The 26,023-nt window shown below is 65.1% G+C and carries 20 protein-coding genes and 1 tRNA gene; 14 read left to right on the top strand and 7 right to left on the bottom strand.

The window, feature by feature from the left end; genetic code table 11:
* From IT549_RS02355 to IT549_RS02340, 4 genes are read left to right on the top strand one after another with little or no spacing between them, the layout of a single operon-like run.
* Positions 1-1,194: a capsular biosynthesis protein gene (locus IT549_RS02355; protein WP_292969682.1), complete on the top strand. Its 1,194-nt coding sequence runs from the start codon at positions 1-3 to the stop codon at positions 1,192-1,194.
* Positions 1,191-2,354, top strand: a complete 1,164-nt coding sequence (locus IT549_RS02350) for a glycosyltransferase family 1 protein (RefSeq protein ID WP_292969680.1) — start codon at positions 1,191-1,193, stop codon at positions 2,352-2,354. Before IT549_RS02355 ends, IT549_RS02350 begins: the two co-directional genes overlap by 4 nt.
* The gene (locus IT549_RS02345) at positions 2,351-3,139 is read left to right on the top strand and encodes an ABC transporter permease (protein WP_292969679.1); all 789 of its coding nucleotides are present in this window, start codon (positions 2,351-2,353) and stop codon (positions 3,137-3,139) included. The genes IT549_RS02350 and IT549_RS02345 overlap by 4 nt, the downstream gene beginning before the upstream one ends.
* Positions 3,140-3,177: 38 nt before the next feature.
* The gene (locus IT549_RS02340; RefSeq protein ID WP_292969678.1) at positions 3,178-4,332 is read left to right on the top strand and encodes a hypothetical protein; all 1,155 of its coding nucleotides are present in this window, start codon (positions 3,178-3,180) and stop codon (positions 4,330-4,332) included.
* Here the strand turns inward: IT549_RS02340 and IT549_RS02335 are convergent.
* Complete coding sequence (locus IT549_RS02335; protein WP_292969677.1) at positions 4,329-4,982, bottom strand: ABC transporter ATP-binding protein; 654 nt, start codon at positions 4,980-4,982, stop codon at positions 4,329-4,331. The genes IT549_RS02340 and IT549_RS02335 overlap by 4 nt on opposite strands.
* 113 nt (positions 4,983-5,095) lie before the next feature.
* Between IT549_RS02335 and IT549_RS02330 the strand changes: the two genes are divergently transcribed.
* The 6 genes from IT549_RS02330 to kdsB all read left to right on the top strand — a co-directional run bounded on the left by IT549_RS02330 (position 5,096) and on the right by kdsB (position 17,954).
* Positions 5,096-6,391, top strand: a complete 1,296-nt coding sequence (locus tag IT549_RS02330) for a glycosyltransferase family 1 protein (protein WP_292969676.1) — start codon at positions 5,096-5,098, stop codon at positions 6,389-6,391.
* Positions 6,388-7,512 (top strand): polysaccharide biosynthesis/export family protein, encoded by a 1,125-nt coding sequence (locus IT549_RS02325; protein WP_292969674.1) that lies wholly within the window; start codon positions 6,388-6,390, stop codon positions 7,510-7,512. Before IT549_RS02330 ends, IT549_RS02325 begins: the two co-directional genes overlap by 4 nt.
* A 3-nt stretch (positions 7,513-7,515) precedes the next feature.
* Positions 7,516-8,571: a hypothetical protein gene (locus tag IT549_RS02320; protein ID WP_292969672.1), complete on the top strand. Its 1,056-nt coding sequence runs from the start codon at positions 7,516-7,518 to the stop codon at positions 8,569-8,571.
* A 56-nt stretch (positions 8,572-8,627) separates the two neighbouring features.
* Complete coding sequence (locus IT549_RS02315; protein WP_292969671.1) at positions 8,628-9,467, top strand: FkbM family methyltransferase; 840 nt, start codon at positions 8,628-8,630, stop codon at positions 9,465-9,467.
* Between the two features lie 156 nt (positions 9,468-9,623).
* Positions 9,624-17,075: a calcium-binding protein gene (locus IT549_RS02310; RefSeq protein WP_292969669.1), complete on the top strand. Its 7,452-nt coding sequence runs from the start codon at positions 9,624-9,626 to the stop codon at positions 17,073-17,075.
* A 132-nt stretch (positions 17,076-17,207) separates the two neighbouring features.
* Complete coding sequence (gene kdsB / locus IT549_RS02305; protein ID WP_365776035.1) at positions 17,208-17,954, top strand: 3-deoxy-manno-octulosonate cytidylyltransferase; 747 nt, start codon at positions 17,208-17,210, stop codon at positions 17,952-17,954.
* Positions 17,955-17,968: 14 nt separating this feature from the next.
* Here kdsB and IT549_RS02300 read toward each other — a convergent pair whose 3' ends face one another.
* From IT549_RS02300 to IT549_RS02280, 5 genes are all read right to left on the bottom strand, one after another.
* On the bottom strand, positions 17,969-19,162 hold the full coding sequence (locus IT549_RS02300; RefSeq protein WP_292969667.1) for a CoA transferase: 1,194 nt from the start codon (positions 19,160-19,162) through the stop codon (positions 17,969-17,971).
* Positions 19,159-20,067: a hydroxymethylglutaryl-CoA lyase gene (locus tag IT549_RS02295; RefSeq protein WP_292969665.1), complete on the bottom strand. Its 909-nt coding sequence runs from the start codon at positions 20,065-20,067 to the stop codon at positions 19,159-19,161. Before IT549_RS02295 ends, IT549_RS02300 begins: the two co-directional genes overlap by 4 nt.
* Entirely contained in the window at positions 20,064-21,212 is a 1,149-nt protein-coding gene (locus tag IT549_RS02290; RefSeq protein WP_292969664.1) for an alpha/beta fold hydrolase, read from the bottom strand. Before IT549_RS02290 ends, IT549_RS02295 begins: the two co-directional genes overlap by 4 nt.
* A gap of 4 nt (positions 21,213-21,216) precedes the next feature.
* Positions 21,217-22,119: an ROK family protein gene (locus IT549_RS02285; protein ID WP_292969663.1), complete on the bottom strand. Its 903-nt coding sequence runs from the start codon at positions 22,117-22,119 to the stop codon at positions 21,217-21,219.
* A gap of 105 nt (positions 22,120-22,224) precedes the next feature.
* Positions 22,225-22,311, bottom strand: a tRNA-Leu gene (locus IT549_RS02280).
* Positions 22,312-22,505: 194 nt separating this feature from the next.
* Here IT549_RS02280 and IT549_RS02275 point away from each other — a divergent pair.
* Positions 22,506-22,715, top strand: a complete 210-nt coding sequence (locus tag IT549_RS02275; RefSeq protein WP_292969662.1) for a hypothetical protein — start codon at positions 22,506-22,508, stop codon at positions 22,713-22,715.
* Positions 22,716-22,718: 3 nt separating this feature from the next.
* Here IT549_RS02275 and IT549_RS02270 read toward each other — a convergent pair whose 3' ends face one another.
* The gene (locus IT549_RS02270) at positions 22,719-23,696 is read right to left on the bottom strand and encodes a zinc-ribbon domain-containing protein (RefSeq protein ID WP_292969660.1); all 978 of its coding nucleotides are present in this window, start codon (positions 23,694-23,696) and stop codon (positions 22,719-22,721) included.
* Positions 23,697-23,838: 142 nt separating this feature from the next.
* Here IT549_RS02270 and ftsE point away from each other — a divergent pair, with 142 nt between their 5' ends.
* From ftsE to IT549_RS02255, 3 genes are read left to right on the top strand one after another with little or no spacing between them, the layout of a single operon-like run.
* Positions 23,839-24,576: a cell division ATP-binding protein FtsE gene (ftsE, locus tag IT549_RS02265; protein ID WP_292969658.1), complete on the top strand. Its 738-nt coding sequence runs from the start codon at positions 23,839-23,841 to the stop codon at positions 24,574-24,576.
* Positions 24,576-25,484 carry a cell division protein gene (locus IT549_RS02260; RefSeq protein WP_292969657.1) on the top strand — a complete coding sequence of 303 codons (909 nt, stop codon included), beginning with the start codon at positions 24,576-24,578 and terminating at the stop codon, positions 25,482-25,484. The genes ftsE and IT549_RS02260 overlap by 1 nt, the downstream gene beginning before the upstream one ends.
* A 7-nt stretch (positions 25,485-25,491) precedes the next feature.
* On the top strand, positions 25,492-26,022 hold the full coding sequence (locus IT549_RS02255; RefSeq protein ID WP_292969655.1) for a YdcF family protein: 531 nt from the start codon (positions 25,492-25,494) through the stop codon (positions 26,020-26,022).
* Position 26,023 lies beyond the last annotated feature (1 nt).

The following is a 26,023-nucleotide window of genomic DNA, read 5'->3' as shown; positions in this document are numbered from 1 at the left end:
GTGCCAGACCCGACAATCCTGTTCCTGCAAGGCCTGCCGGGCCCCAGCTCCCGCCTGATCGCGGGCGAGTTGCAGCGCCGCGGTGCGCGGGTGCTGCGGATCAACTGCAATGGCGGGGACTGGTTTGACTGGCGCGGCGGCGGCCGCTGCTATCGCGGGCCGCTTGAGCAATTCGGGGACTGGCTTGCCCGGCTGCTGATAGCCGAAAAGATCAGGGCAATCGTCCTGTTCGGCGCCGAGCGACCGCATCACCGCGCGGCCAGCACGGCGGCGCGCGGTCAGGGCATCGATCTGTTCGTGCTGGAAGAAGGCTACCTGCGGCCCAACAGTGTGACGCTGGAGCATTGGCCGCGCGGCGTGGCCTGGGCCTGGCCGGCCAGCCTGGATGAGTGCCGGACAAGGGCTGCCGAAACTGCTCGGCCAGCAGAAGTGGCGATCCCCGGGCATTTCTTCCCGCGCATGCGGCAATCGATCACCTATTGGCTGGCGGCGGTGCCGCTGAAGCCGCAGTTCCGGCATTATCGCAGCCACCGCCCGCACCACTCGTTTTTCGAAATGCTCGCCTGGAACCGGCGCTGGGCGCGCGCATTCGCTGAGCGTCGCAAGAGCCGGCAGGCGCTGGACCGGGTGAAGGGCGCGCGCTTCTTCCTGTTGCCACTGCAGATCGATGGCGATGCCCAGCTTGTTCATCGCTCGCCCTTTGGCGGAATGGTGGAGGCGCTTGAGGCGGCGATCACCGATTTCGTCGCTCACGCTCCGCGGGACTGCCACCTGCTGGTCAAGCGCCATCCGCTCGATCCCGACCTCGCCGGTTGGCGACGGATTACCGAGCGGCTGGCGGCGCGCGATCCGCTGGGGCGGATTCACTTCATCGAACATGGCGACCTTGATCAGCTGCTGGAAAGCTGCGCCGGGGTGGTGACTGTCAATTCGACTGTGGGCACACTGGCGCTGGCGCGGGGGCGCCCGGTGCATGTGCTGGGGCGTGCGATCTACGGCCTCAAGGGGCTGAGCGATACGGCGCCCCTGGCGCGGTTCTGGCACGATCCGCAGCCGCCCCAGCCCGGGGCCTATGATTGCTTTGCCGCCATGCTGTGGAGCGAATGCCTGCTCAATGCCGGGTTTCACAGCCGCGAAGGGCTGGCCCGGCTCGCGCCCCTGGCAGCCGATCGCATCCTGGCGAAGCTGGCATGAGCCTGCCGCTGCGCCTCGATCTGTCGCGCCTGGTCTGGCGGGCGCGGCATCCCACGCCAAGCGGGATCGACCGGGTCGAGCTGGCCTATGCCCGGCATTTTCTGGGCCGGGCGAACACGCAATTCGTCGTTCGCGCCGGGGCGCTGGGCGGACGCGTGCTGACGCCTGCGGTGCTGGCGCGGTTCCTTGACTGGCTTGAGGCGAGCTGGCTGGCCGGCGGTGAAGGATCGCTCAGCGGCACTGCCGCGCTGCTCGCCGGATCGCGGCGGATGCCGGCCGGCCCTGCGCTTGGACTGATCCCCTCGCACCAGAACTGGCATCGCCCGGACTGGTTGCGCAGACTGGCCGGTCCCGGCGGCAAGCTGGTGCTGTTCCTGCACGATACGATCCCGGTCGATCATCCCGAATATGCCAGGGCGGGCGGCGCGGCGCGGCATGCCCAGCGGCTGGACAACGCGCTCGACCTGGCCGACGTGGTCGTGGTCAATTCGGCCGCGACGCAGCAGGCGCTGGTGCGCTTTGCCGGCGCGCGCGCGCTGCGTGCGCAGGTGCTGGTCGCTCCGCTCGGAACCCAGCGCCCTGCCGAACCCGATCCGGCCTTCGCACTGCCGCAGCAGCCATATTTCGTTGCGCTGGGCACGATCGAGCCGCGCAAGAACCACCTGCTGCTGCTGCACGCCTGGCGGGCCATGGCCGAGCGGCATGGCGATGCGATCCCCGGCCTGGTGATCGTCGGGCGGCGCGGCTGGGAAAATGAGCAGATCCTTGACCTGCTCGATCGCAATCCGGCGGTGCGGCGGCATGTGACCGAACTGGGCGGACTGGGCGACCGCGCGCTGTCCAGCCTGCTGGGCGGGGCTGCCGCCCTGCTGATGCCCAGCTTTGCCGAAGGGTTCGGGATGCCGGTCAACGAGGCGCTGAGCCAGGGTGTGCCGGTGATCGCGGCCGACCTTGCGGTCTATCGCGAAACGGCCGGCGCGATCCCGGACTATCTCGATCCGCTTGACGGACCCGGCTGGGAGCGCACAGTGCTGGCCTATGCCCAGCCGGACTCACCCCAACGCGCCGCACAGCTCGCCCGCCTGGCTGGCTGGCAGCCCCCTGGCTGGACGCAGCATTTCGCGCCGGTCGATGCCATGCTGGCGGGGTTGACGGGATGAGCGGCACCAGCCTGGCGCGCGGCTTCCGGGTCGAAGCCAATGTGGTTGGCGCATTGATCCTGCGCGAGCTGCACACCCGGTTCGGCCGTGCCAACATCGGCTTCCTGTGGATCTTCGGCGAACCGCTGCTGCTGGCAATTGCCGTCGGCGCGCTGCATTCGGCGCAGCAGTTGCCGCTGACCGGGGCGGCCCGGTCTGTCCCCTTCGCGATTGGCGGCTATGCGCTGTTCATCATGTTCCGATCGATGGTCTCGCGCGCGGAAACGCTGCTTGAGGCGAACCGTCCGCTGCTGAACCATCGCTTTGTGACGCTGTTCGACATGCTGCTGGCGCGGGCCTTGCTGGATCTGGGCAGCACCATCGCGGTGCTGGCATTGTTGCTGCCGCTGGCCTGGCTGGTGGGCTATGCCGATCTGCCTGAACAGCCACTGCTGGTGCTGGCGGCGACGGTGCTGATCGGCTGGTTTTCCTTCGCGCTTTCGATGGTGGTCATGGCGGTCAGCCATGAAAGCGCCTTTGCCGGACGGCTGGTCCATCCCCTGCTCTATCTGTCGATGCCGCTATCGGGTGCGTTCTTTTCGGTGCAGTGGTTTTCGCCGGGGGTTCAGGCAGCGCTGGGCTGGGTGCCAACGGTGCCGATTTTCGAACTGCTGCGGATGGGACTGTTCGCGGGTTATCCGGCCGATCATGCGGAACTCGCCTGGCCGGTCACTTGCTGCGCGCTGCTCACGCTGCTCGGTCTGGCAGGGTTACGGGCGGTGCGGCCAAGGATCGAAATCAATTGAAGGCTGACAAGCCCTTGCAACAGGTTTAGCGCGAGACGATGGATATGCCGGTCGCCCAGGTTGAAACCGAAACCGCAAGTGAAGCGCCCGCAGCGCGGCGCCTGTCGCGGCGCGGCTGGTTCGGCCTGCTGGTGCTGCTGCCGACCGTGCTGGTGCTGCTTTACACCTGGCTGATCGCCAGTCCGCAATATGTTTCGCGCGCCGAATACATGATCCGCGGGGTCGAACAGCAGCGCAATGAAGGCGGTCTGCTGGCCAGCATGGTTGCGCAGGGAACAGGCTCTCCGGCGCAGGGCGAATCGCTGGCCGTGCGCAATTTCATGCAATCGAGCGATGCAATCGCCGCACTCAAGCAGCGCGGCATCGATATCGAGGCACTTTACACCAACGACGGGGCCGACTGGCTATCGCGGTTGACCCCGGCCCAGCCGCGGGCCGAGGAACTGCTCGAATACTATCGCGATCATGTGCGGGTCGAATTCGATGAACGATCGAACATCACCAAGATTGCGGTTCGCGCCTTCCAGCCGCGCGAGGCCCAGCGGATTGCGGTGGCGCTGATTGCGCTGGGTGAAGAGCGGGTCAACACCTTCAACCAGCGCGCGGTTGCGGCGGCCCAGCAGGATGCCCAGGCCAACATGGCCGGCGCCGAAGTTGAGATCGCGGCGATCCAGGGCAAGCTGACCGCCTTTCGCGACCTGACGCGTGATATCGATCCGGCCAGATATGGCGAAGGCACGCAGACCCAGCTGGAGAAGGCCGAGGCCCAGCTGGTTGAGGAGCGCGCCAATCTGGCGGGGATGCGCGCCAGCCTGTCCGCATCGAGCCCGCTGGTGGTATCGGCCAGCGCCCGGGTCCGCACGCTTGAGCGGACCGCAGCCGAACTGCGCGGAAAGCTCACCGGCGGCACCAATGCGGTCAACAACCGGCTGGCCGCTTATGAAGAGCTCAAGCTCAAGCAGGAACTGGCGGTCAAGCGCTATGACGATGCCCGCATGCGTCTGTCGCGGGCCAATGATCAGGCCGCGCGCGAACGGTTGTTCCTGGTTCCGGTGGTATCGGCCAACTTGCCCGAAAAGCCGGCCCAGCCGCGCCCATTGGTTTATAGCCTGGCGACCCTGCTGGCACTGGCGACGGCATTCGCGATTGGCTGGCTGCTGCTGGCGGGCGTGCGCGAGCACATGGCCGATTAGGCCGCTACCGGGAAATGCCGCTCGATCGCTTCGTCGATCGTCGCGAACAGGTCCATCCGTCCCTCGCCGACCGTCGCGCCGGATGTGCAATACTGCCGCAGTGTGTGGGGATCGTGCGAGACCATCACCAATGTGCCGCTTTCGCGCCGGGCCATCAGGGCATCCTCGCAGCGTTGGCGAAAGCGGGCGTCACCCGCCGCAGTGATCTCGTCAACCAGATAGCAGTCGAAATCGACCGCCAGCGAGGCAGCGAACGCCAGCCGCGCCAGCATGCCGGCTGAATAGGTCCGGATCGGCATGGCCATGTATTGACCCAGCTCGGCAAAGGAATCGACGAATTCCAGCGTTTCCCGGATCGGGCGTTCATAGATCCGGGCAATGAAGCGGACGTTGTCGGCCCCGGTCAGGCTGGACTGGAACGCACTGGCATAGCCGATCGGCCAGGAAACGCTGCCGGTGCGGACAATCCTGCCATCGCTGGGCTGCTCGACCCCGGCGATCAGCTTGAGCAGGGTCGATTTGCCCGCGCCATTGTGCCCGCAGATGCCCAGCGCATCGCCGCGATCCAGCGTGAACGAGACCCCGTCGAGCACCGTATGGCTGCCCGAACGCGTGCGAAATCGCTTACTGACATTTTCGAACCGGATCACGCGCCCTCGATCGATTTATTCGGCAATAGCCGTGCGTTGCCAATATGGGACCGCCCGGCTATTCATGCAAATCGTTCCGTAAAGGTGATTACTTGGTCGCGCCCAGCCGTATCATGATCGATGGTTTCAACCTGTCCCTGCCGCGCGGGACCGGGGTGGCGACCTATGGCTACAACCTGGCTCTGGCGGCACAGGGGATGGGGTTCAAGGTGGACGGGCTTTATGGCCTGCGCGCCCCGTTCAATCCCAAACTGCGCGAAATCGTCTTCTACGAAGCGCTGGGCGGTGAAGCATCGACCAAGGTCAAACGCTGGCAGTTCAGGGGAATGCGCGAACTGTCGCTGCTGGTCCGGCCGAAGCTGGCCCGGGCCTTGCCCGCACCGGGCAGCGGACAGGTAGAAGTTGAACAGTTCGCCTATCGCCTGCCCAGCTTCGACCGCCTGTTCACCTCGCCCGATCTGTTCGAGATGGCCGGGCGGCATTTTCGCCGCTACGGCCTGTTCATGCATGTCCGGGTGCCCGATCCGCCCGCGATCATGCACTGGACCTATCCGTTCCCGATCAAGCTGGACGGCGCGAAGAACATCTACACCCTGCACGATCTGGTGCCGCTGCGGCTGCCCTTCGCCAGCCTTGATAACAAGCGGCTGTATTACAAGCTGATGCGGGCCTGCATTCGCAAGGGCGATCACATCTGCACGGTATCAGAGGCGAGCCGCAACGATATCCTGCGGATGTTCCCGACCAATCCCGAACGGGTAACCAACACCTACCAGGCGGTGCGTTTTTCGAAGGCGGTGCTCGAAACCACCGAACAGGAGGTTGAGGATTCGGTCCGCTCGATCTTCAACCTGCCTTACAAGGGCTATTTCATGTTCTTTGGTGCGGTGGAGCCCAAGAAGAACGTCAACCGCCTGATCGAAGCCTATCTCTCGCTCTCGCTCAAGACTCCGCTGGTGATCGTCGGTGCGCGGGCCTGGGGCAGCGATGCCGAACTGCGGCTGCTGCAGAAGGACGAGATCCAGCCGCTCAAGGCCACCTTCCGCAACATCCGCCGGATCGACTATCTGCCGCGCCCCCTGCTGATGCGGCTGGTGCGCGGCGCCAAGGCGGTGGCCTTTCCTTCGCTGTACGAAGGCTTCGGCCTGCCCGCGCTGGAAGCCATGATGCTGGGTACCCCGGTGCTGACCACCGATACCAGCTCGCTGCCCGAAGTGGTTGGCGATGCCGCGCTGACGGTCGATCCCTATGATGTCGGCGCGATTGCCGCGGGTCTTTCGGCGCTTGACCAGCAGGCCGATCTGCGCGCCAGACTGTCGGCGGCAGGCATGAAGCAGGCAGCGAAATACGATATGCAGGCCTATCAGACTCGGCTGGCGGGGATGTACGAAAAGGTCCTGGGCAAATGAAACCGGCGATCCGCACCTTAGCCCTGACCATGGGCCTGTCGCTGGCACTGGGGGCCTGTGCGGGCCTGCCCAGTTCGGCGCCCACCGCCTCGCAGGTGGTCGGGCCGGCCCAGGCTGACAACATCACGGTGATCGACATCGTTCCCGGTACGCCATCGGGCGCCGCTGCGCGCCAAAGCGAGCCGCAGCCCTGGACGATCGCCGATGGCGCGCCCGCAGCCGGCGTGATCCTGCCTGGCGACCTGCTGACGGTGACCGTGTTTGAAGTCGGCTATTCGCTGTTCGGCGGAAGCGACGGCAGTCCCGGTGAAACCGGGCGGGCCAGAGGCAGCACCCGCACCTTTCCGCCGATCCGGGTGCCCGAAAGCGGCCAGATCGATTTTCCCTATGCCGGGCGGATTGGCGTTGCGGGGCTGACCCCGGTGGCCGCTGCCGGGCGGGTTGAGCGCGGGCTGCGGGGCAAATCGCAGTTCCCGCAAGTGGTGATCGCTTTCGAACCCGGCGCCGGGCACAGCGTGGTGATCGACGGTGAGGTGGACAAGCCGGGCCGGGTCCAGCTGAGCGAAGCGGGTGAGCGGCTGCTCGACGTGATTGCGCTGGCCGGGGGATCGAAGGCGCGCGGCGCTGATACCGTGGTCAAGCTGACCCGCGGCGGCAATGTTGGCATGGCCCGGCTGGGCGAGATCGGTGCGGCCGATCCGCGCAATGTTGTGCTGACGCCGGGCGATCATGTCGAACTCAGCAAGGAAGTCCGCTCGGTCACCGTGCTGGGCGCGGCGCGTTCGGTGTCTGAGATCGCCTTCGATCGCAGCGAACTGACGCTGGATCAGGCGCTGGCCCGGGCTGGCGGGCTCAATGACGACAAGGCCGATCCCACCGGGGTGTTCATCTTCCGGATCGAACGCCGCGAAGAAGCCGGGCAATGGGTTGAGCGACCGGTGATCTACCGGCTTAACCTGCTTGCGCCTTCGGGCTATTTCGCCGCGCAGCGGTTCCAGATGCGTGAGCGCGACATCATGCTGGTGGCCAATGCCAAGACCAACAATCTCAAGAAATTCATCGAGATGGTCAATCAGATCGCTTCGCCGGTGGTGACGGCCAAGGTTGTGGGCGGGATCTGAGCCATGGCCGCCCGGCTGGAGCAGATCGCGTGCCTGGCCGGGATTGCCCCGTGGAAACGCAAACGGGTGCGCGCGATGCTGTCTGCCGGGCGCGAATTGCCGCATGCCCGCACCGCGCGGCAGGCGGTGGATCTGGCGCTTGAGCGCGGTGGGGCGATTGCCTGCTGGGCCTCGCGCCAGCCGGCCGGACTGGCAGAACTCGCGGCGCAGGCCGGGGTTCCGATCTGGTCGGTCGAGGACGGCTTCATCCGCTCGGCCGGTCTGGGTGCAGCGCTGGTTCAGCCGTGTTCGCTGGTCCTCGACAGCCGCGGTGCGCACTACGACAGCACCCGGCCATCAGATCTGGAAGTGCTGCTGGCCAACTATCGTTTCAATGCCGAAGAGCTTGCGCGTGCCAGGCGCTTGATCAGGCAGATCCGCGCTGCGGGAATTACCAAATACAACCTTGCTGGCCGCGTTCCGGTCTTGCCTGCCGGGCGCCGGGTGGTGCTGGTGCTGGGGCAGGTCGATGATGACCGTTCGGTCCTGCTGGGCGGGCAGGGCGAGAGTGTGGCGGGCATGCTCGCGCGGGTCCGCACCGAAGAACCCGATGCCTTTCTGGTCTATAAGCCGCACCCAGACGTGGTGGCCGGTATTCGCCAGGGCGTTGTGCGCGCCGATGCCGATCTGGTGGTCGCAGACAGCGATCTCGACGCGCTGCTCGCACGCGCCGACATGGTTCATGTGCTGACCTCGCAGGCCGGGTTCGAAGCCTTGCTGCGGGATCGCCCGGTCACGGTTCACGGCCAGCCGTTCTACGCCGGCTGGGGCCTGACCCGCGATCTTCGTCCGCCCGATCGGCGCGGCCGTGCGCTCAGCCTGGACCAGTTGGTGGCAGGGGCCCTGATCGCCTACCCGCACTACTTCCACCCTGCCGAAGGGCGTTGCTGCGAAGTGGAAGACCTGGTTGGTCATTTGGCGCAGCTGGGCAATGTTGCCAGTCCATCCGGGCTGCGCAGCAAGCTGGCATCAGCGCTGGCGCGGCGCGCGGCCCTGCCTGGGCAGGAGCAGGCACAATGATCCGTTTCAACTGGCGACGCCGCTCGCCCTCACCCGGTCAAATCACGGAACCAGCCATGAACCGCAAACCGATCTACGATATCTGGCGCATTCTCAGCCAGCCTCGCGACGAAGCCGAGGCCGAGATTCGCGCATTGTGCCACACCGCCTATCTGGGCGATCATGAGGCGCTGGCGCGGCTGCTGGGGCGTTACAAGATCTACGTCGATACCCGCGATGTCGGGATCGCCAGTCACCTGATGCTCGACGGGTTCTGGGAAATGTGGGTCACCCAGGCGATGATGCGGATGGTCCGGCGCGGATCGGTGGTGGCCGATATCGGCGCCAACCTGGGCTATTTCACCTTGCTGCTGGCTGATCTGACCGGGGCGGAAGGGCATGTGCTGTCGTTCGAGCCGCAGCCCAATCTGGCGCGGCTGCTGCGCAAGAGCATCGAAGTGAACGGGTTTGGCGGCTATACCCATTTCCATGAAATGGCGCTGGGCGGATCGAGCGGGACCGCCGGGATCGAGGCCAGTCTTGATCAACCCGGCGGTGGCCGCACCGTTGCAACGGGCGAGGGTGCAGGCAGTGTGCGGATGGGCCGGTTCGATGAAATCCCCCACGCACTCGACGTTGAATTCATCAAGATGGACGTCGAAGGTTTCGAACCCGAAGTCTGGAAGGGGATGACCGGCCGGCTTGCGCGCCGCGACCTGCCGCTGACGATCTTCATGGAATTCACCGTCGGGCGTCTGCCAGACCCGGCCGGGTTCCTCGACGAGATCATGAGCCACGGCTTCAGTCTGGCGATCGTTTCGCACAATCAGGGCGTGGTGCCGATCGGGCGCGAGGACCTGCTGAACGGCCCCAGGGATGTCGATCACATGCTGGTTTTCGCGCGCGGCGCTGGGTGAGCGAAGGCAGGTGGCCTGCTGAGTTTCGGGTCAAGATCAAATGCTTGTCAGATTTACGTGTCATGCATACCTTACATTGGCCGAGTCCGTCGCTGATTGCGGTGATCCTGCAACGTACTGGCCTTGGTCAATCAAACCGCTGGATTGGGTGAAGAAATGACGGATTTCCTGGGCACCAGCGGTGACAACGCGATTACCGGCACTGCGGGCGATGACACGATCGAGGCGGGCGGTGGCAGCGACACCATCGAATCGGGCGATGGCAATGATGTCATCGTCGATTCCGGATGGCTGCATGATACGATCCATGCCGGCAATGGCGATGACCGGATTACATTCCGTGCGATCAATTATAGCTCGGTTATGGGGGAGTATATTGCCAGCACCCTGATCGATGCAGGTGCCGGCAATGATCTTGTCACATGCGACACCGGACTTCGCGGGGCGACAGCGATTGACCTGGGCTCGGGAAGCGATGTGTTGGTTCTCGACGATGAGCGGCTCATCAGCAATCTGTTCTACCAGTCCGTCACGATCTCGCTTGGCACAGGAGCCGATCGGCTGGTGCTTGGCTGGGGCTTCGGGGCCGGTCAGAGTGGCTTCAATGTCGGCCCGGTCGACATCACCGACTTCGAAGCCGGGGCAGGTGGAGATTCGATTGAGCTGGGGCGCATGCTTGGTGGGCTGCTATCCAGCGACGACCCGCTTGCGCAGTTCACCAGCGCGAATCCGTTCGCGGCCGGAATCCTCCGCCTGGTTCAACAGGGCGCCGATACCGTGCTGGTCTATGATCGCAGCCCTGATACGCCTGCCTACGACGATGAACTGCTGATCTTGCGCAATGTTTCGGTCAGCCAGCTGACCGCATACAATTTCGGCGGGTTCGATCCGGCCGGCGGCAGTGCGGCTGCCGTTGCGGTTGGCGGGACAAGCGGCAACGATCTGCTGCAGGCGCTGGCAGGTGGCGGCAGCGTCAATGGCCTTGGCGGGGATGATTGGCTGCACGGTACGGCCGGGGCGGACAGCCTGTCCGGCGGCGACGGCAATGACACCATCAGCGGCAGTTTCGGCAACGATGCAATCGATGGCGGTGAAGGCAATGATACGATCGAGGGCGGAGAAGGCAGCGATCACCTGGTTGGCGGAAACGGCGATGATCTGATTTCGGATTCGGAGTTCGGCAACGATGTGATCGATGGCGGCAGCGGCAACGACACGATTACCCTGGTCCGACCGGTACGAGAACGATGGTTGCCCGCCCTTGCTGACACTGTCTCTGTCCTGGCAGGTGATGGCAATGATACCCTGCGGGTAACGGTCGAGTTCGCCAGTCAAACTTCGTCTGTTCCCATGCGGCTTACCGCCGATCTCGGTGCGGGCAACGACGATGTCTATATCGACAATTCGCGCAGTTCAGCCAACCTGACCCTGGGCGGCGGAACAGACCGGGTCACGCTTGGCTTATTGTACGATCTGTACCGTTACAACAGCTTCGATCTGGCGGATCCGATCTCGGTGACGATTGAGGATTTTCAGGGCGGCACCGGCGGCGACGTGCTCGATCTCAACGCCCTGCTTGCGCTCAGCGATAATTGGGTTGCTGGTGCAAATCCCTTCGCCAGTGGCCATTTGCGGTTGCTGGCGCAGGGCAACGATACGATTGTCGGCTGGGATCTGGACGGGGCTGGCGGCAGCGACAGCGTGGATCGGCTGATCCTGCTGCGCGGTGTTTCGGCCAGCACCCTGACTGCCGAAAATTTCGCCGGCAATTCGCCTTCGATGGCTGCAACCGTCAACGCCGTCCTTGCGGGAACCGCAGGCGCCGACACGATCCACGGCGGGGACGGCAACGACAGTCTGGATGGGCTTGATGGCAATGACCGGCTGTTCGGCGGAGCCGGCAACGACCAGATTGCTGGCGGCATCGGCAATGACCTGATCGAGGGCGGTGCAGGCGGCGATACGATCAACGGCGGTGCAGGCGATGATACCATCCGCGATGAGGGATTTGGGGCGGCCAGCATCGACGGCGGCGATGGCAATGACCACCTGATCGTCAATATTCGCTTGCTCGATGGCGCCATTGGCACTGTGCTGGGCGGCGCTGGGGGCGATCTGGTTGAATTCAGCGGCTTCGCCGGGACGGGGCTGTCGTTCGACCTGGGTGACGGAAACGATCGGGCGATCGTTTACGATGCCAACGTGTCGGGGGCTGTCTTTTCGCTGGGCGCAGGCAGTGATGTCGTGACGCTTGATCGTGGGCTGACCATTCAACCCGATTTCGCGATTACCATCAGTGATTTTCAGACTGGCGCCGGCGGCGATGTGCTGGATTGGGTAGAGTTTGTCCGCAACTCGCGCACGAGCTGGCAGTTCGGGTATTTTTACCGCGAAGATGGCAGCATCAACTACAATCCCTTTGCTGAAGGCCGGGCGCGGCTGGTGCAGTCGGGTTCGGATACATTGCTGCAATTCTCCAGTGACGCGGGCGACTATGGCGGCGAATTCTCCACACTGGTCACCTTTCTCAACACCGACATCCACGACTTCACCGCAGACAACCTGGGGTTCAATCCCCTGGTTGAAAATGTTACGGTCAGTGGCGGTGCTGACACATTCGCAGGCACCGCCGGTTCCGATGTGGCACTGGCGAGCGCCGGAGATGATCAACTGGCCGGTCTTGGCGGTGACGATGTCCTGAACGGCGGCGACGGCGACGATGTGCTGGACGGCGGCGATGGCAATGACTGGCTGGCTGGCGGAGCGGGGGCCAACACGGTTTCTGGCGGCAGCGGGGATGACTACATCGTCGGGCTGGGTGGAAGCAGCCTGCTGGATGGCGGTGACGGCCATGATACCATCCGCATGTCCTCGGGTGATACGGTTGCGGGCGGGGCCGGAAACGACACGATCACGCTGCGCACCATTGCGGGAGCGTCCGGCTCGATCCAAGGCGGCGACGGTGACGATCTCGTCGTCGTTGATGCATCGGGGGGAAGCTCGGGGCCCAGCAGTCTGGTTATCGATCTTGGCGCCGGCAATGACCGGATTCTGACCAACGCCTGGGGCGGATCGTTGACCCTGGGCGCGGGCAACGACCGGGTAGAGCTGGGCGCATCGCACAACGAACTGGTCATCACCGATTTTCAGGTTGGCGATGGCGGCGATGTCCTCTCTATGCAGTACGGCCTTGCGGCCTACTACAACCCGTTCGCCGTGGGGGCCGCAAGATTGGTGCAGGATGGCGCCGATGTGGTCCTGACCTTCGATGCCGAGGTTGCCTTCGCAATCCATCTGTTCAACACAACGCCAGTCCGGTTTCAGAACACCACACTGGCGCAGTTCACGGCCCACAATTTTGATGGAATTCCCCTGGTTCCCTTCGCTGGTTCGGTGCCGATCGATGTTTCGAATGACCTGACAGTCGCGGCGGGAAGCACGGTTTCGCTGATCGATCCGTTGCTCCGCGACAACATTGGCTCGGGCTATATCTATCGATCGAGTGACGGCAATTCGCAGTTCGTCAATCACGGCACGGTCAACATCGCCACCGGCGTGCCCTATCCCAGCTCCCGCGTTGCCGGGATCTGGATCGATGGGCGCTATCCGATCTCAGCGCAAAGCCTGTTCAACAACGCAGCGGACGGGCATTTTACGGTAACTTCCGATGCCGGCTATGTCGTCGGCTTCTATGGGTTTGGCGCGACGATCCCGTTCGTGAATGCGGGTGAGTTCACGGTTCGCTCCAGCGGCCTGCATGGCCCCACCGGTGTCCAGATCGCGGTCTTGTCCGGCTACTCCGACGGGCCTGTCACCAATTCGGGATCGATCAGCGTTTCGGGCGGAACCGAAGTCTATGGCCTCTCACTCGGACCGGGATCGGACACCAACAATTCCGGCAGTATCCTGGCGACCAGCGATGAATTTGCCGTTGGCATCTATGTCAATGCCAGTTCCTATCAGCAGCTCAACAACCAGGGCACGATCACGGCGGTAACGCCGCTGTCTTCGCCCTACGCCTCGATCGGGGTGTTGATGAATTCGCTGCTGCAGATCAACAGTTCGACGATCGCTTCGACCTTCAACAATTCCGGCACGATCACCGCCGATATCGCCTTCTATGCGCTTGAAGGCACCGATGGTTATGCCGAGCAGTTGATTAACTCGGGCCAGATTCACGGTGCGGTGTTGACCGGGCGCGGCGATGATGTGGTGATCAATACCGGCTCGATGGACAGCCGTTTGCTGCTGGGCAGTGGCAATGACCGTTATGACGGTGCTCTCGGCCAGCATACCGGATCGGTCGAAGGTGAGGATGGCAACGATACCCTGATCGGCGGCAGCGGTTCGGAAGATCTGTTTGGCGGCCAGGGCGAAGACGTCATTTCGGCAGGCGGCGGAGACGACTTTGTCGAGGGCGGCGCAGGCTTCGACATGCTCGACGGGGGTGACGGATTCGATGTGCTCTCGTTCCTCGGCTCGACCCTGGCCGTCAACGTCGATCTGGGCACCGGCATCGCGGCGACGACGCAGGACCGCGACGGTGTCCGCAATTTCGAGGAAGTGGTCGGATCGCGCGGTGGCGATACGATAGCCGGTGCGGCGGCGGCGGATTTCCTGCTGGGGATCGGCGGAAACGACGCGATCGACGGACGCGGCGGCGACGATGTAATCTGGGGTGGAACTGGCGCCGATGTGCTGACCGGCGGAGCCGGAGCAGACCGCTTCATTTTCGATGCTGGCGATGGTTCCGACGTGATCACCGATTTGAATGCCGGCGATACGATCGAAATCTATGGCTATGCGACATATCAGTCGCTGGTGCAGGAAGGCGCGGATCTGCGGATCGTGCTTTCGGCCAGCGACAGCGTGCTGGTCCGCAATGCTACCGCCAGCAGCTTTACTCCCAAGAACTTGCTGTTCGATTCCGGGCCAACCGGACTTGTCGTTCCGCAGGTGCCAGATGAGACCATTCGCACCGATCGCAATTACGTGGTCGTGGCGGGAACTGTCCTGGACTTTACCGACACCGCCCCGACGCGGCTGTACAACGGCGCCACAACTTCAACCGCAGTGGTGCTTTCCCCCCCTTATTATCCCACCGGGTTCGGGATATGGAACAGCGGTACGATCCGCTATTCGACGAGTGATGCGGTTGACCTGTCGCGCGGGGTTGCCGGCAGCGAGTCAGTATTCGTCAATCAGGCCGGTGCGCTGCTGCAAGTCGATGCCGCGCAATCGGATGCCCTTGGCGTCTCATTCAATGTCAGTTTCAACTATGGCGCGATCGTCGTGTCCAGCGCGACCGGCGATGCCAGCGGGGTCAGGTCCGGCGGCTATATCGGTTCTAGCGGCACCGCTTCCTATCAAAGCGTGGTGCTCAACCAGGGCAGCATCACCGTGAACGCCGTCGGCGCGGCGCGCGGCATGCAGCAACTGGTCGGAAACAGCATAAGCGCCGAACTGATCTTCAACTCGGGCCAGATCACGGTTCATGGCGGCTCGGCCAGCTCGGGCATCGAGGACTATCTGGCCGGCGTCGGCAATGCTGCCCCGCGCCTGGTCAACAGCGGGACGATCAATGTCACCGATGAAACCGCGGATCTGGATAGCGCGGGCCTGGTGATCGGCATCGCAAGCCATGGGACAGTCTGGAACAGCGGGACAGTCACCGCCGACTATGCCGTGAAATGTGTTCCGATTGTCACGTATAGTGCCAGCTCGATCAGTTCATACAGCCTTGACTTTTACAACTCCGGAACGCTCAACGGGCAGGTATTGCTCAGCAATTACAATGATCTGCTGGTCAACACCAATGCGATCAACGGCGATGTCAATCTGGCCGGCGGCGACGATGTGTTCGACGGGCGGCTGGGAACGCTGACCGGCACCCTGGACGGGTATGATGGTAACGATCGGTTACTGACCGGCGCCGGAAGCCAGACCATCCGCGGCGGGTTTGGTGATGACTTGCTATCGGGCGGCGCCGGCGCCGACAACCTGATTGGCGGTGCAGGGGTCGATACGTTCCGGTTCGGGGCTGGTTTCGGGGCTGACATTGTCGAAGACTTCCAGGCCGGAGCCAGCCATGACTGGATAGATGTCGGCGATTATTCGGCCTATCAGTCGATCGTTCAGCAAGGCAGTGACGTGCTGATCACCTTCTCGGCCAGCGATACGCTGCTGGTTCGCAGCGCTCTGGTCGCCGATGTCAGCGCAGCGCTTCGTCTTGGTGCGGCGGCGATCGCTGCCAACACGATCCAGGCACCGCCAGTCGCCCCCCCCGCGCCGCCAAGCCCGCCTGCGCAGACTGCTCCGGCAGGATTGACCTACCTGCCAATCGTCGGGACGGCCAACAGCGATGTGCTGGTCGGGGCACTTGGGCCCGACACGATCATGGGGTTGGCCGGTGACGATTCCATGGACGGCGGCCTTGGCACCGATATGCTCTTTGGCGGTGCCGGCAACGATACCTACTATGCCGACAGTGCGGCTGATCTGGTGTTCGAGAACAGCGGCGAGGGTGTCGATACGGTCGTCGCCAGTGCCGGCTATTATCTGTTCGCCAACATCGAGAACCTGACGCTGACCGGCACGGCAGGCAATTTCGGGGTGGGCAACGTTCTGGCCAACACGATCACCGGCAACAGCGGATCAAACCTGCTGCTCGGCGGGCTGGGCGATGATGTGCTCAGCGGCGGCGACGGGGTTGATAGCCTGTTCGGCCAGGACGGCGTCGATACGCTGAACGGCGATGCCGGGGTCGATTACCTGGTTGGCGGGCTGGGCAACGATGTGCTGCACGGCGGGGCCGATGCCGATGCGCTCTATGGCGAGGATGGCGACGATACGCTTGATGGCGGGGACAGTTTCGATACCGACATTCTGGTCGGCGGGGCGGGCAACGATACGCTTGACGGCGTGTCGGGCCAGGCCAATCCCGATTACGATCTGATGGATGGCGGCGCGGATGACGATGTCTACTGGGTCGATACCGGCAATGACCTGACCTTCGAGGCGGTCGGCGGCGGGGTGGACACGGTCCATGCCGATGTCACGGTCGCCAATGCCGGGGTCTATCTCTACGCCAATGTCGAGAATCTGGTGCTGGAAGGCACGACTGCCTTTGGCGTCGGCAACGAGCTCGACAACCAGCTGACCGGCAGCGCCAGCGGCAACTGGCTGCTGGGCGGGCTGGGTGCCGATACGATCAACGGCATGGCCGGCAACGACGTGCTGTTCGGCGAGGGCGGTGCGGATACCTTCGTGTTCGGCGCGGGCAGCGGTGCCGACGTGATCGGCGATTTCCTGCACGGGACCGACAAGATCCAGCTGAACGGGATCTATGCCGATTTCGCCAGCCTGCAATCGCACTTCATCCAGGTTGGCAATGATGGCGCGATCGATCTGGGCGGGGGTAACCTGATCGTGCTGCTGGGCACGACCATGTCCACACTGACCGCCGGCGACTTCATCTTCGCCCCGGCAGGCGAGGCTGCACCCAAGGGGCTGGCGGTGATGGAAGCCCCGGCGTGGCAGGATGAGCCGCTGCTGGCCGATCCGGCGGCGCCGGGCCATGGTTATTGGGCCGAACCCTGGATCGTCTGATCCGGCAAGTTGTGGTTCAGACAGAGGCGGTTAGAGCAAACTTCAACTATGGATGGGCTTACCCGAAACTTCGATCCGGATGGATCTGATCTCGCCGCCGCGGACCAACCGGTCCGGGAGTCTGCGCGCAGCCTGATCATTATCCCCGCGCGGGAAGGCTCGCTGCGTTTCCCCGGCAAGCCGATGGCCATGCTGACGGCACGGTCGGGCCAGAGCCGCAGTCTGATCGAATGGGTCTGGCGCGCGGCCACGGCTGCTGCCGATCCGGCCGATGTGGTGGTGGCAACTGACAGCGCCCGGATCGCCGATGCGGTTGCGGCCTTCGGCGGCGCTGCGGTGATGACTTCGCCAGATGCGCGCAATGGCACCGAACGCTGTGCTGAAGCCTATGCCCGGCTGGGGCATCAGGCCGATCTGGTGGTCAATCTGCAGGGCGATAATCCGCTGGTTCCGCCGCATTACATTGCGGCACTGGTCGGCGCATTTGCCGATCCGCTGGTCCAGGTCGCAACGCCCTATGTGCGCTGCGACACGGCGATGAGCGCGCAGTTGCGCGCAGACTATGCCCGGGGGCGGATCGGCGGCACCTGCGTGGTGGCGCGCGGTGATGGCACCGCGCTCTATTTCAGCAAGGCGCCGATTCCGCATGGCGCGCCGCTGCTCGACCTGCACATCGGGCTCTACGCCTATCGCCCTTCGGCGCTCGCGGCCTATGCCGCGCTGGCGCCTGCTGCACTTGAGGAACAGGAAGGGCTGGAGCAGCTGCGCCTGCTCGAAGCAGGGCTGCCAGTGCATCTGGTCAAGGTCGATCTGCCTGAGGGCGGGCTGTGGGAAGTCAACAATCCCGAGGATGTGCCGCTGGTCGAGGCGTTGCTCTAGACCCTGTACAGGGTCTAGAGCACCCCGCGCGCGGCAAGCTCCGCCAGCGCATTCGCGTCCAGCCCCAGCTCTTCGCCCAGCACTTCGGCATTGTGTTCGCCCGGCACACGCGGTGCGGCGCGGCGGATTGCGCTGGGGGTGGCGGACAGCTTGGGCATCGGCGCCTGCATCCTGACATTGCCCAGCACCGGATGCGGCACTTCGGCAATCGCCCCGCGTGCGGCAAAGTGCGGATCAGCCAGCATCTCCTTGCCGGTATAGACCCGGCCCGCCGGGACCGAGTGGGCGATCATCAGCGCTTCGAGCTGATCCACTGTCATGGTGCGGGTCCAGTCGGCAATCAGCGCGTCCAGTTCCTGCTGCCGCTCACCGCGCGCCACATGGGTGGCATAGCGCAGATCGCTGGCCAACTCGGGCCGACCCATCGCCTCGGCCAGCCGGGCGAACACCGTGTCACCGTTGCCGCCGATCATGTATTCGCCGTCCTTGCAGGGATAGACGTTCGACGGCGCGATCCCGGGCAGGATCGAACCCGAGCGCTGGCGCACCAGCCCCATCGCATCATATTCGGGCAGCACGCTTTCCATCACCTGCAGCACCGCTTCGTAAAGCGCGGAATCGACCACCTGGCCCTTGCCGCTGACCGCGCGCGCATGCAGCGCGGCGAGCGCGCCCATGCAGCCATAGGTCGCCGCCAGGGTATCGCCGATCGATACGCCCATCCGGCTGGGCGGGCGATCCGGATCGCCGACGATCGCGCGCCAGCCGCCCATCGCCTCGCCGATCCCGCCATAGCCGGCGCGGGTCGCATAGGGGCCGGTCTGGCCATAGCCCGACATCCGCACCACGATCAGCCGCGGGTTGATCTCGTGCAGCGCCTCTGGTCCCAGCCCCCATTTCTCGATCGTGCCGGGCTTGAAATTCTCGATCATGATATCGGCCTGGGCCAGGAGCTGACAGGCCAGGTCCTGCCCTTCGGGAACCCGCAGGTTGAGGCTGACCGAGCGCTTGTTGCGCGCGATCACGTCCCACCACAGCTTGTGGTCTCCGTTCCCCCAGGTGCGCATCGGGTCACCGGCACCGGGCGGCTCGATCTTGACCACGTCGGCGCCCATGTCGCCCAGCAATTGGCCGCAGAACGGCCCGGCAATCAGCTGCCCGAATTCGATCACCCTGATCCCGGCAAGCGCGCCGGTATTCTCGCTCATGCATGCTCTCCAGCCGGGAAGCCGCCCGCGCGCGAGACGCTGGCGGGAAGCGGCTTGCCCATGACGCCGGACAGCCACTGCGATGCCGCGATCAGCCGGTCAAGGTCGAGCCCGGTGGCGATCCCCGAGCGATCGAGCAGATAGGCGACATCCTCGGTCCCGACATTGCCGGCCGCGCCGGGCGCGAAGGGACAGCCGCCCAGCCCGCCCAGTGAAGCATCGACCGTCGCCGCCCCCGCCTCGACCGCGGCCCAGACATTGGCGAGCCCGGTATTGCGGGTGTCATGGAAGTGCACCCTGACCGGAAGCGGCGCGATTACTGCCTGCACAGCGCCGACCAGCCGCGTGACCTCGGCCGGAACCGCTACGCCGATGGTATCGGCCAGCGCGATTTCGACCGGGCCTGACGCTGCGAGTGCCTTCGCCATTGCCACCACATGCGCCGGATCGACCGCGCCCTGAAACGGGCAGCCGAACGCGGTGGCGATGGTGACTTGCGCGGTGCGCCCAGCGCTGCGGGCCAGGGCTACGATCCGCGCCGCTTCCTGGGCCGACTGGGCCGAGGTCTGCCCCTGATTGCGGATCCCGAACGCGTCCGAGGCGACCGCCACCGCGCCCAGCTGGTCGATCGCGCAGGCCAGCGCGCGTTCCGCCCCGCGCAGGTTCAGTACCAGCCCGATCCGGGTCACCCCCTCAACCTCGCCCAATGCCTCGACCACCGCCTCGGCATCGGCCATCTGCGGCACCTTGCGCGGATTGACGAAGCTCGCCACCTCGATCCGCCGCGCACCGGCGGCCACACAGCGGCGGATCAGTTCGACCTTGTCGTCGGTGGAGACGATCAGGCTTTCATTCTGCAGCCCGTCGCGCGGGCCGACTTCAACCAGTTCGATTGCGCGCGTCACTGCCGAGCGATCCAGTCACGGACCAGTTGCGTCGCCTCATTCACCTGTGCGGCCTGGCCGAAGTAATAGTGGTTGGCGCCCTGGATCACATGATGATCGATCGTGCACTTGTCCGCCGCCGCCATCAGCCGCGCAGCATGGCTGGGGGTGCAGGCATCATCGGCGCTGTTCTCGATCACCAGCATCGGCGTGCTGATCCGCGCCGCACATTTCAGGCCGTCGCCGTTCGACAGGTCATACGACCATTGCGACAGCCACGAGCGCAGCGTGGTAAACCGCGCGAGGCCCACCGGACCATCGTTGACCACAAAGGGATCGCCCAGCATGCAGTGGTTGGGCGGGCGGTCGTTGGGATCGACTGCGGGATCGAGCCAGCGCGGATCGGCCATGGTGCCCTGCACGGTGAAGCAGCGTTCGTGGTCTTCCAGCCCGGCGCGCTTCAGTGCGGCCAGCTCGTCCTGGACCCAGGCGGTGATCCGCCGGTTGCGGGCGATCTGGCGCTGGCGGTACTCGGCCAGAAAATCGGCCGAGTAGGGCGGCTTGGGGCCATCCGAAGCATAGAGGTTCCATTTGGGATTGCGATCGAACGGACGGCTTTCATCCTCGATCGAGGCGTCGAGCCATTCGGTCAGCGTCAGGTTGCGCGACAGGTGCGCGGCGAGCAGCAGCACGCCATCGGCGGGTTCGAATTTCGCTGCGGTCAGATCATAGGGATCGCCTGCGGGCGTGTGGGTAACGCGCGGGTCCTGCGCCTCGGCCTGATAGAACAGGCTCTGCGCCCCGCCGCCCGACCAGCCGCCGAGGTAGACCTTGGCATAGCCCAGCTTCTCTCTGGCGTGGCGGATGCAGGCGCCGAAATCCATCACCGCGCGTTCCATGATCAGCGCGGTTTCGTTGCCGCGATAGCGGGTGTTGCAATAGATCGTATGCACCCCCATCCGCGCCAGGTTCGAAACTAGCGGCAGCCACGATCCGCCGCCGATCGGGTGCGAGAAGATCACCACGCTGTCGGATGGGGCGGCAGGCTTGAGGTGCATCGCTTCGACCGCCACCTTGCCGATCGCCCCGCCGTAGGTGTCCTTGAAGGCGCTCTCCTCGTCATAGACGATCAGATAGGGAATGCGTTCGAACGAGCCTGCAGTCATGACTTCACTTCCCTTCTGCCAGCGCTTGCCGGCCCAGCGCGATCGCGCCGGTGATCCCGGCCTGGTCGCCCAGCCCGGGTGCAACGATATAGCTTTCCAGCCCGGCATCGAGCTGTGGTGCCTGGATATAACCCGCCAGCCACGCTTCGGTGTGACGCCGCACCGCCTCGATCAGCCCCGGGCTTTTCATCACGCCGCCGCCGAACACCAGTCGGTCGGGCATGTGCAGCAGCACCAGGCTGACCGCCAGCTGGGCGATATAGCCGCCGATCAGGTCGATCCGCGCAGGGTCAGGCTGATCGGACAGGCTGTGCCCCCAGCGGGCCAGGATCGCCGGACCTGCCGCCAGGCCTTCCAGGCAGTCCCCGTGAAAGGGGCAGTGCCCGGCAAACGGATCGACTGCCGGATCGCGCCGGATCGGGATGTGCCCGGTTTCGAAATGCGAAAATCCCATCAGCGGCTTGCCGGCGCGCACCACCCCGCTGCCCACTCCGGTGCCGACAGTGGTGTAGGCCAGCGTCGTGCAGCCGCGTCCGGCCCCCAGCGTCCATTCGCCCAGCGCTGCGCCGTTGACGTCGCTATCGACCACGATCGGTACGCCGAACCGGCCCAGCGCGTGGTGATAGCGCGAACCGCGCCACCCCGGCTTGGTGGTTGTGGTGATCGTGCCATAAGCGGGGGAGGCCGGGTCGATATCGATCGGCCCGAAGCTGGCCACGCCAAAGCCGCCGATCGCACCGTGTGCCGCCGCGGACTGTTCGAAGAACGCGACCACTTCGGGAAAACATTCAGCCGGAGTGCGCGTGGCGATCCGCGCCTGGGCCAGGATCGTGCCGTCGGTCCGCGCCAGTGCGACCACGAACTTGGTCCCCCCGGCCTCGATTGCCCCGATCAGTCTTTCGGCCATGCCCATGCGCTCCCTGCGTGCAGCGCCTTGCTGGCATGATGCACCACCCGGTGCAATGCGGGAGCTTCGCCCGCAGGCGAAGAATTTTCCTTCGATCTGACTGATTGGTGCGGTCGAGAAGACTCGAACTTCCACGGGCTTTCGCCCACAACGACCTCAACGTTGCGCGTCTACCAGTTCCGCCACGACCGCTAAATCATCGGAGCAGGCCATTCCAGCAAGGGATTCGGGCCGCCCCGGGGGGGTAGGAGCGCGCCCTTAGCAAAGGCACTTGGGGGGTGCAAGCGCTGTTCGCAGCGTTAATCTTCTGCGTGGCGCTGTCCCGGCGGGGGACGGCGCAAACTGCGGCGTTGCGCAAAAGGTGAACAGCGCGTTCACCACAGTCGATGACGATCGCGTTACCCTTTGTCCTTGCTGCCCTGGTCACCCAGGCCCCGCTCCCGGATCAGCCGCAGCCACGCGGCGTGCGGGTTGTGGCCAGCGCGACTGTGGAGATCCTGCGCGGTGAAGTGGCCAGCGAGCGTGCGGGCGAGGGCGGCCTTGCCCGCCAGGTTGACCGGCGCGAGCCGGGCCGGGTTACCATCAACTTCGAATAGGGTTCAGCTGCCCGGCTTCCAGCCGATTCTGGCCTTGACCGCACCTTTGGGCACGTTGATCAGCGCCTCGGTCACGGCAACGCTTTCGCCCGGTGCCAGCACCCGCTTGGGCGAGCGCACCTCCTGGACATAGACCTGCGATCCGCGCGCGTTGAACAGCACCACCAGCAGTGCCGGTACGCTGCGTGAGCTTTGCGACACGTTGGTGATCGTGCCGTTGGTTTCGAAGAAGAAACTGCCATCGGCCAGCGGACGCGGGCCCTGCTGCTTTTCGGGGAAGTTGAGCTTCAGCCCGGGCTGGTCCTCGGCAAACTGCTGCTGGGCAAACGGCATCCAGTCGGGCAGGCCATACCAGGCCGCCGCCGCAACCGATCCCATTGCGACGACCGCGAACAGCACCGCCGCGATCATCCAGACCTTGGCCGGATTGCGGCGCGGGCGGAACAGCGGCTCGTGGGCGAAGCGCGAATAGTCCTCTTCCGCGTCATGGCTGTCGGCTGACAGCGGTGCGACGCTGGGCGGGGGCGGGGCGGGCAGCGAATCTTCCGCAAAGCTGAGCGAAGGCGCGGGCGGTGGCGGCGGAGCCTCTTCCCACTGTTCGGCCGGTGCGCCGCGTTCAGGCTGGGGCTCTTCAGACTGAGGCTCTACAGGCTGAGGTTCTGGCGCAGGCTCAGCCACCGGAGCGGGAGCCGGCTCGGCCTCGGCCTCGATCGGCGCTGCCGGTTCGGGCGCAGGCTCTGGCGCTGCGGGTTCGGCTGCCGGCGGCGGCGGGTCGGGCTGCTCCGCCACCGGCGGCGCAGGTTCGGCCTGCGGGGGCGGTGCAGGCTCGGGCTGCGGAGCCGGAGCCGGCGGGGTCAGGCTGGGCCCGTCCTGGAACCACGAGTGGCGGCATTTGGCGCAGCGCACCGTGCGTCCGTCCACGCCGATGGCACTGTCGGGCACGACATAGCGCGTGGAGCAGGCAGGACAGCAGATAATCATGGTGGAATGGTGTTAAGCATGTGGACAAGGCCCCGGGCAAGGGCACGAAGCACAGCTGGGCGCGGCAATGCCCTTTTTTCCACATGGATTGGCCGCTATAGCCCGGCGCAGACGCGCACCAACTGGACCGGCCCCGATCATCATGAGTAGTTCCACCGAAGGGGAAATCGTCCAGTTCGACAATGTCGGGCTGCGCTATGGCACCGATCGCGAGGTGCTGAGCAATGTTTCCTTCACGCTGTTCCTGGGTGGATTTTACTTCCTCACCGGGGCCAGCGGTGCCGGCAAGACCTCGCTGTTGAAGCTGCTGTACCTGGCCCAGCGGCCATCGCGCGGGGCAATCCGGATGTTCGGCGCCGATGCGATCACCATGCCGCGCGAACACCTGCCGCTGCTGCGACGGCGGATCGGGGTGGTGTTTCAGGAATTCCGGCTGGTGCAGCATCTTTCGGCCTTCGATAATGTTGCCTTGCCGCTGCGCGTTTCTGGCGTGGCCGAACGCGAGATCGCCAAGCCGGTGGCCGATATGCTCGAATGGGTCGGCCTGGCCGACCGGATGCACGCCTTGCCCGCGCAGCTTTCGGGCGGTGAACAGCAGCGCGTGGCGATTGCCCGCGCGGTGATCCATCGCCCCGAAATGCTGGTGGCGGACGAACCGACCGGCAACGTCGATCCCGACATGGCGGTCAAGCTGCTGCGGCTGTTCGAAGCGCTCAACCGGCTGGGCACCACCGTGGTGGTGGCAACCCACGATGTCCACTTGCTCAAGCGGGTTCCGGATTCGCTGATCATGCGGCTCGACAAGGGGCGCCTGTCTGACCCGACCGGCGCGCTGCGCTATCCGCCGCGCGTACCGCGGACCCGGGCGGAGCTGGATTGATGGCCTTCAAGCTGCCCAGCCTGCCGTTCGGCAAGTCCGAAGCCGAACTGATCCCGCAGGGTCGCCTGTCGGGCCCGATGCTGTGGGTGATCGCGATCATGGTGGCGCTGACGGTGATTGCCGCCGCGGCCGGGCTGGCCTTCAGCAACACCGTGCGCAATGCCTCTGATGCGCTGACCGGCGGGGTGACGGTGCAGATCGTCAATGCCCAGGCTGGCGAGCGCGACCGCCAGGCCCAGGCCGCGCTGCGGGCGCTGCGCACCACCCCCGGCGTGGCCGAAGCCAGCCTGGTTTCGCAGCACGAGATCGACCGGTTGATCGAACCCTGGCTGGGTGCCCCGGCCGGCGGTGATGCCGCCATTCCGGTTCCGGCGCTGATCGATGCGCGGATGCGCGATCCGGTGACCGGCGAAACGCTGGGGGCGCTGCGCCGCTCGCTGCGCACGGTGGCGCCATCGGCGCGGGTCGATGCGCAATCGACCTGGCTGGAACCGGTGTTCGGGGCGATCGGTACGCTGCGCTGGCTGACCCTGGCCTTGGTCGGTGTGCTGGGCTTTGCCCTGGCCGCAGCGGTGCTGCTGGCGGTGCGCAATGCGCTGGGTGCCAATCGCGAGACGATCGAGATCGTGCACCTGCTGGGCGGGACCGACCGGCAGATTGCCCGGGTGTTCCAGCGTTCGATCGGGTTCGATGCCGCGGGCGGCGGGGCGATCGGGCTGGCGCTGGGGCTGGTCGTGGTGCTGTTGCTGGGGCGGCAGTTCGGCGGGCTGGGGGCCGGGCTGGTCAGTTCGGGAGCGCTGGGCTGGAGCGACTGGATCCTGCTGGCGCTGGTGCCGGTCGCGGGGGTCGCCCTGGCCATGTTTACCGCGCGCCAGACCGTGCTGCGCGCACTCAAGACGATGCTTTGAGGGCCCGATGCTGCGCCGCTTGCTTTCATTGATCCTGCTGGCCTGGGCGCTGGGCTTTGTCTGGTTCGCGGTGGTTCTGCCGCAGCCGGCGGGAACCGAGCGCAGCGATGCGGTGGTGGTGCTGACCGGCGCGGCCGGCCGGGTTGAGCGCGGGCTGGCCGTGCTCGACAACCACTGGGCCCCGCGAATGTTCGTTTCGGGGGTCTACCGCGAGGTCAAGTCGGGCGAATTCGCCGCGCAGTTCCATGTTTCGTCCACGCAGATGGCGTGCTGCGTCATGCTGGGCTATTCTGCCACCGATACGGTGTCCAATGCCCGCGAAACCGCCGAATGGGTGCGCAAGCAGCGGGTCCAGTCGATCCGGCTGGTGACCAGCGACTGGCACATGCGCCGCGCGGCCGGTGAACTGCGCAGCGAACTGCCTGACGGCGTTGCGGTGATCGAGGATGCCGTGGCGACCAAGCCCAGCTGGCGGACGCTGTTCGTCGAATATCACAAGCTGGTCGCGCGGTTCATCGCGCGGTTGGCGGAGCTCTGAC

The organism is Novosphingobium sp., assembly GCF_020852455.1.
Taxonomy (GTDB): Bacteria; Pseudomonadota; Alphaproteobacteria; order Sphingomonadales; family Sphingomonadaceae; genus Novosphingobium.
The sequence above is the reverse complement of the archived record's forward strand: the minus strand, read 5'-3'. Positions and strand labels throughout refer to the sequence as shown.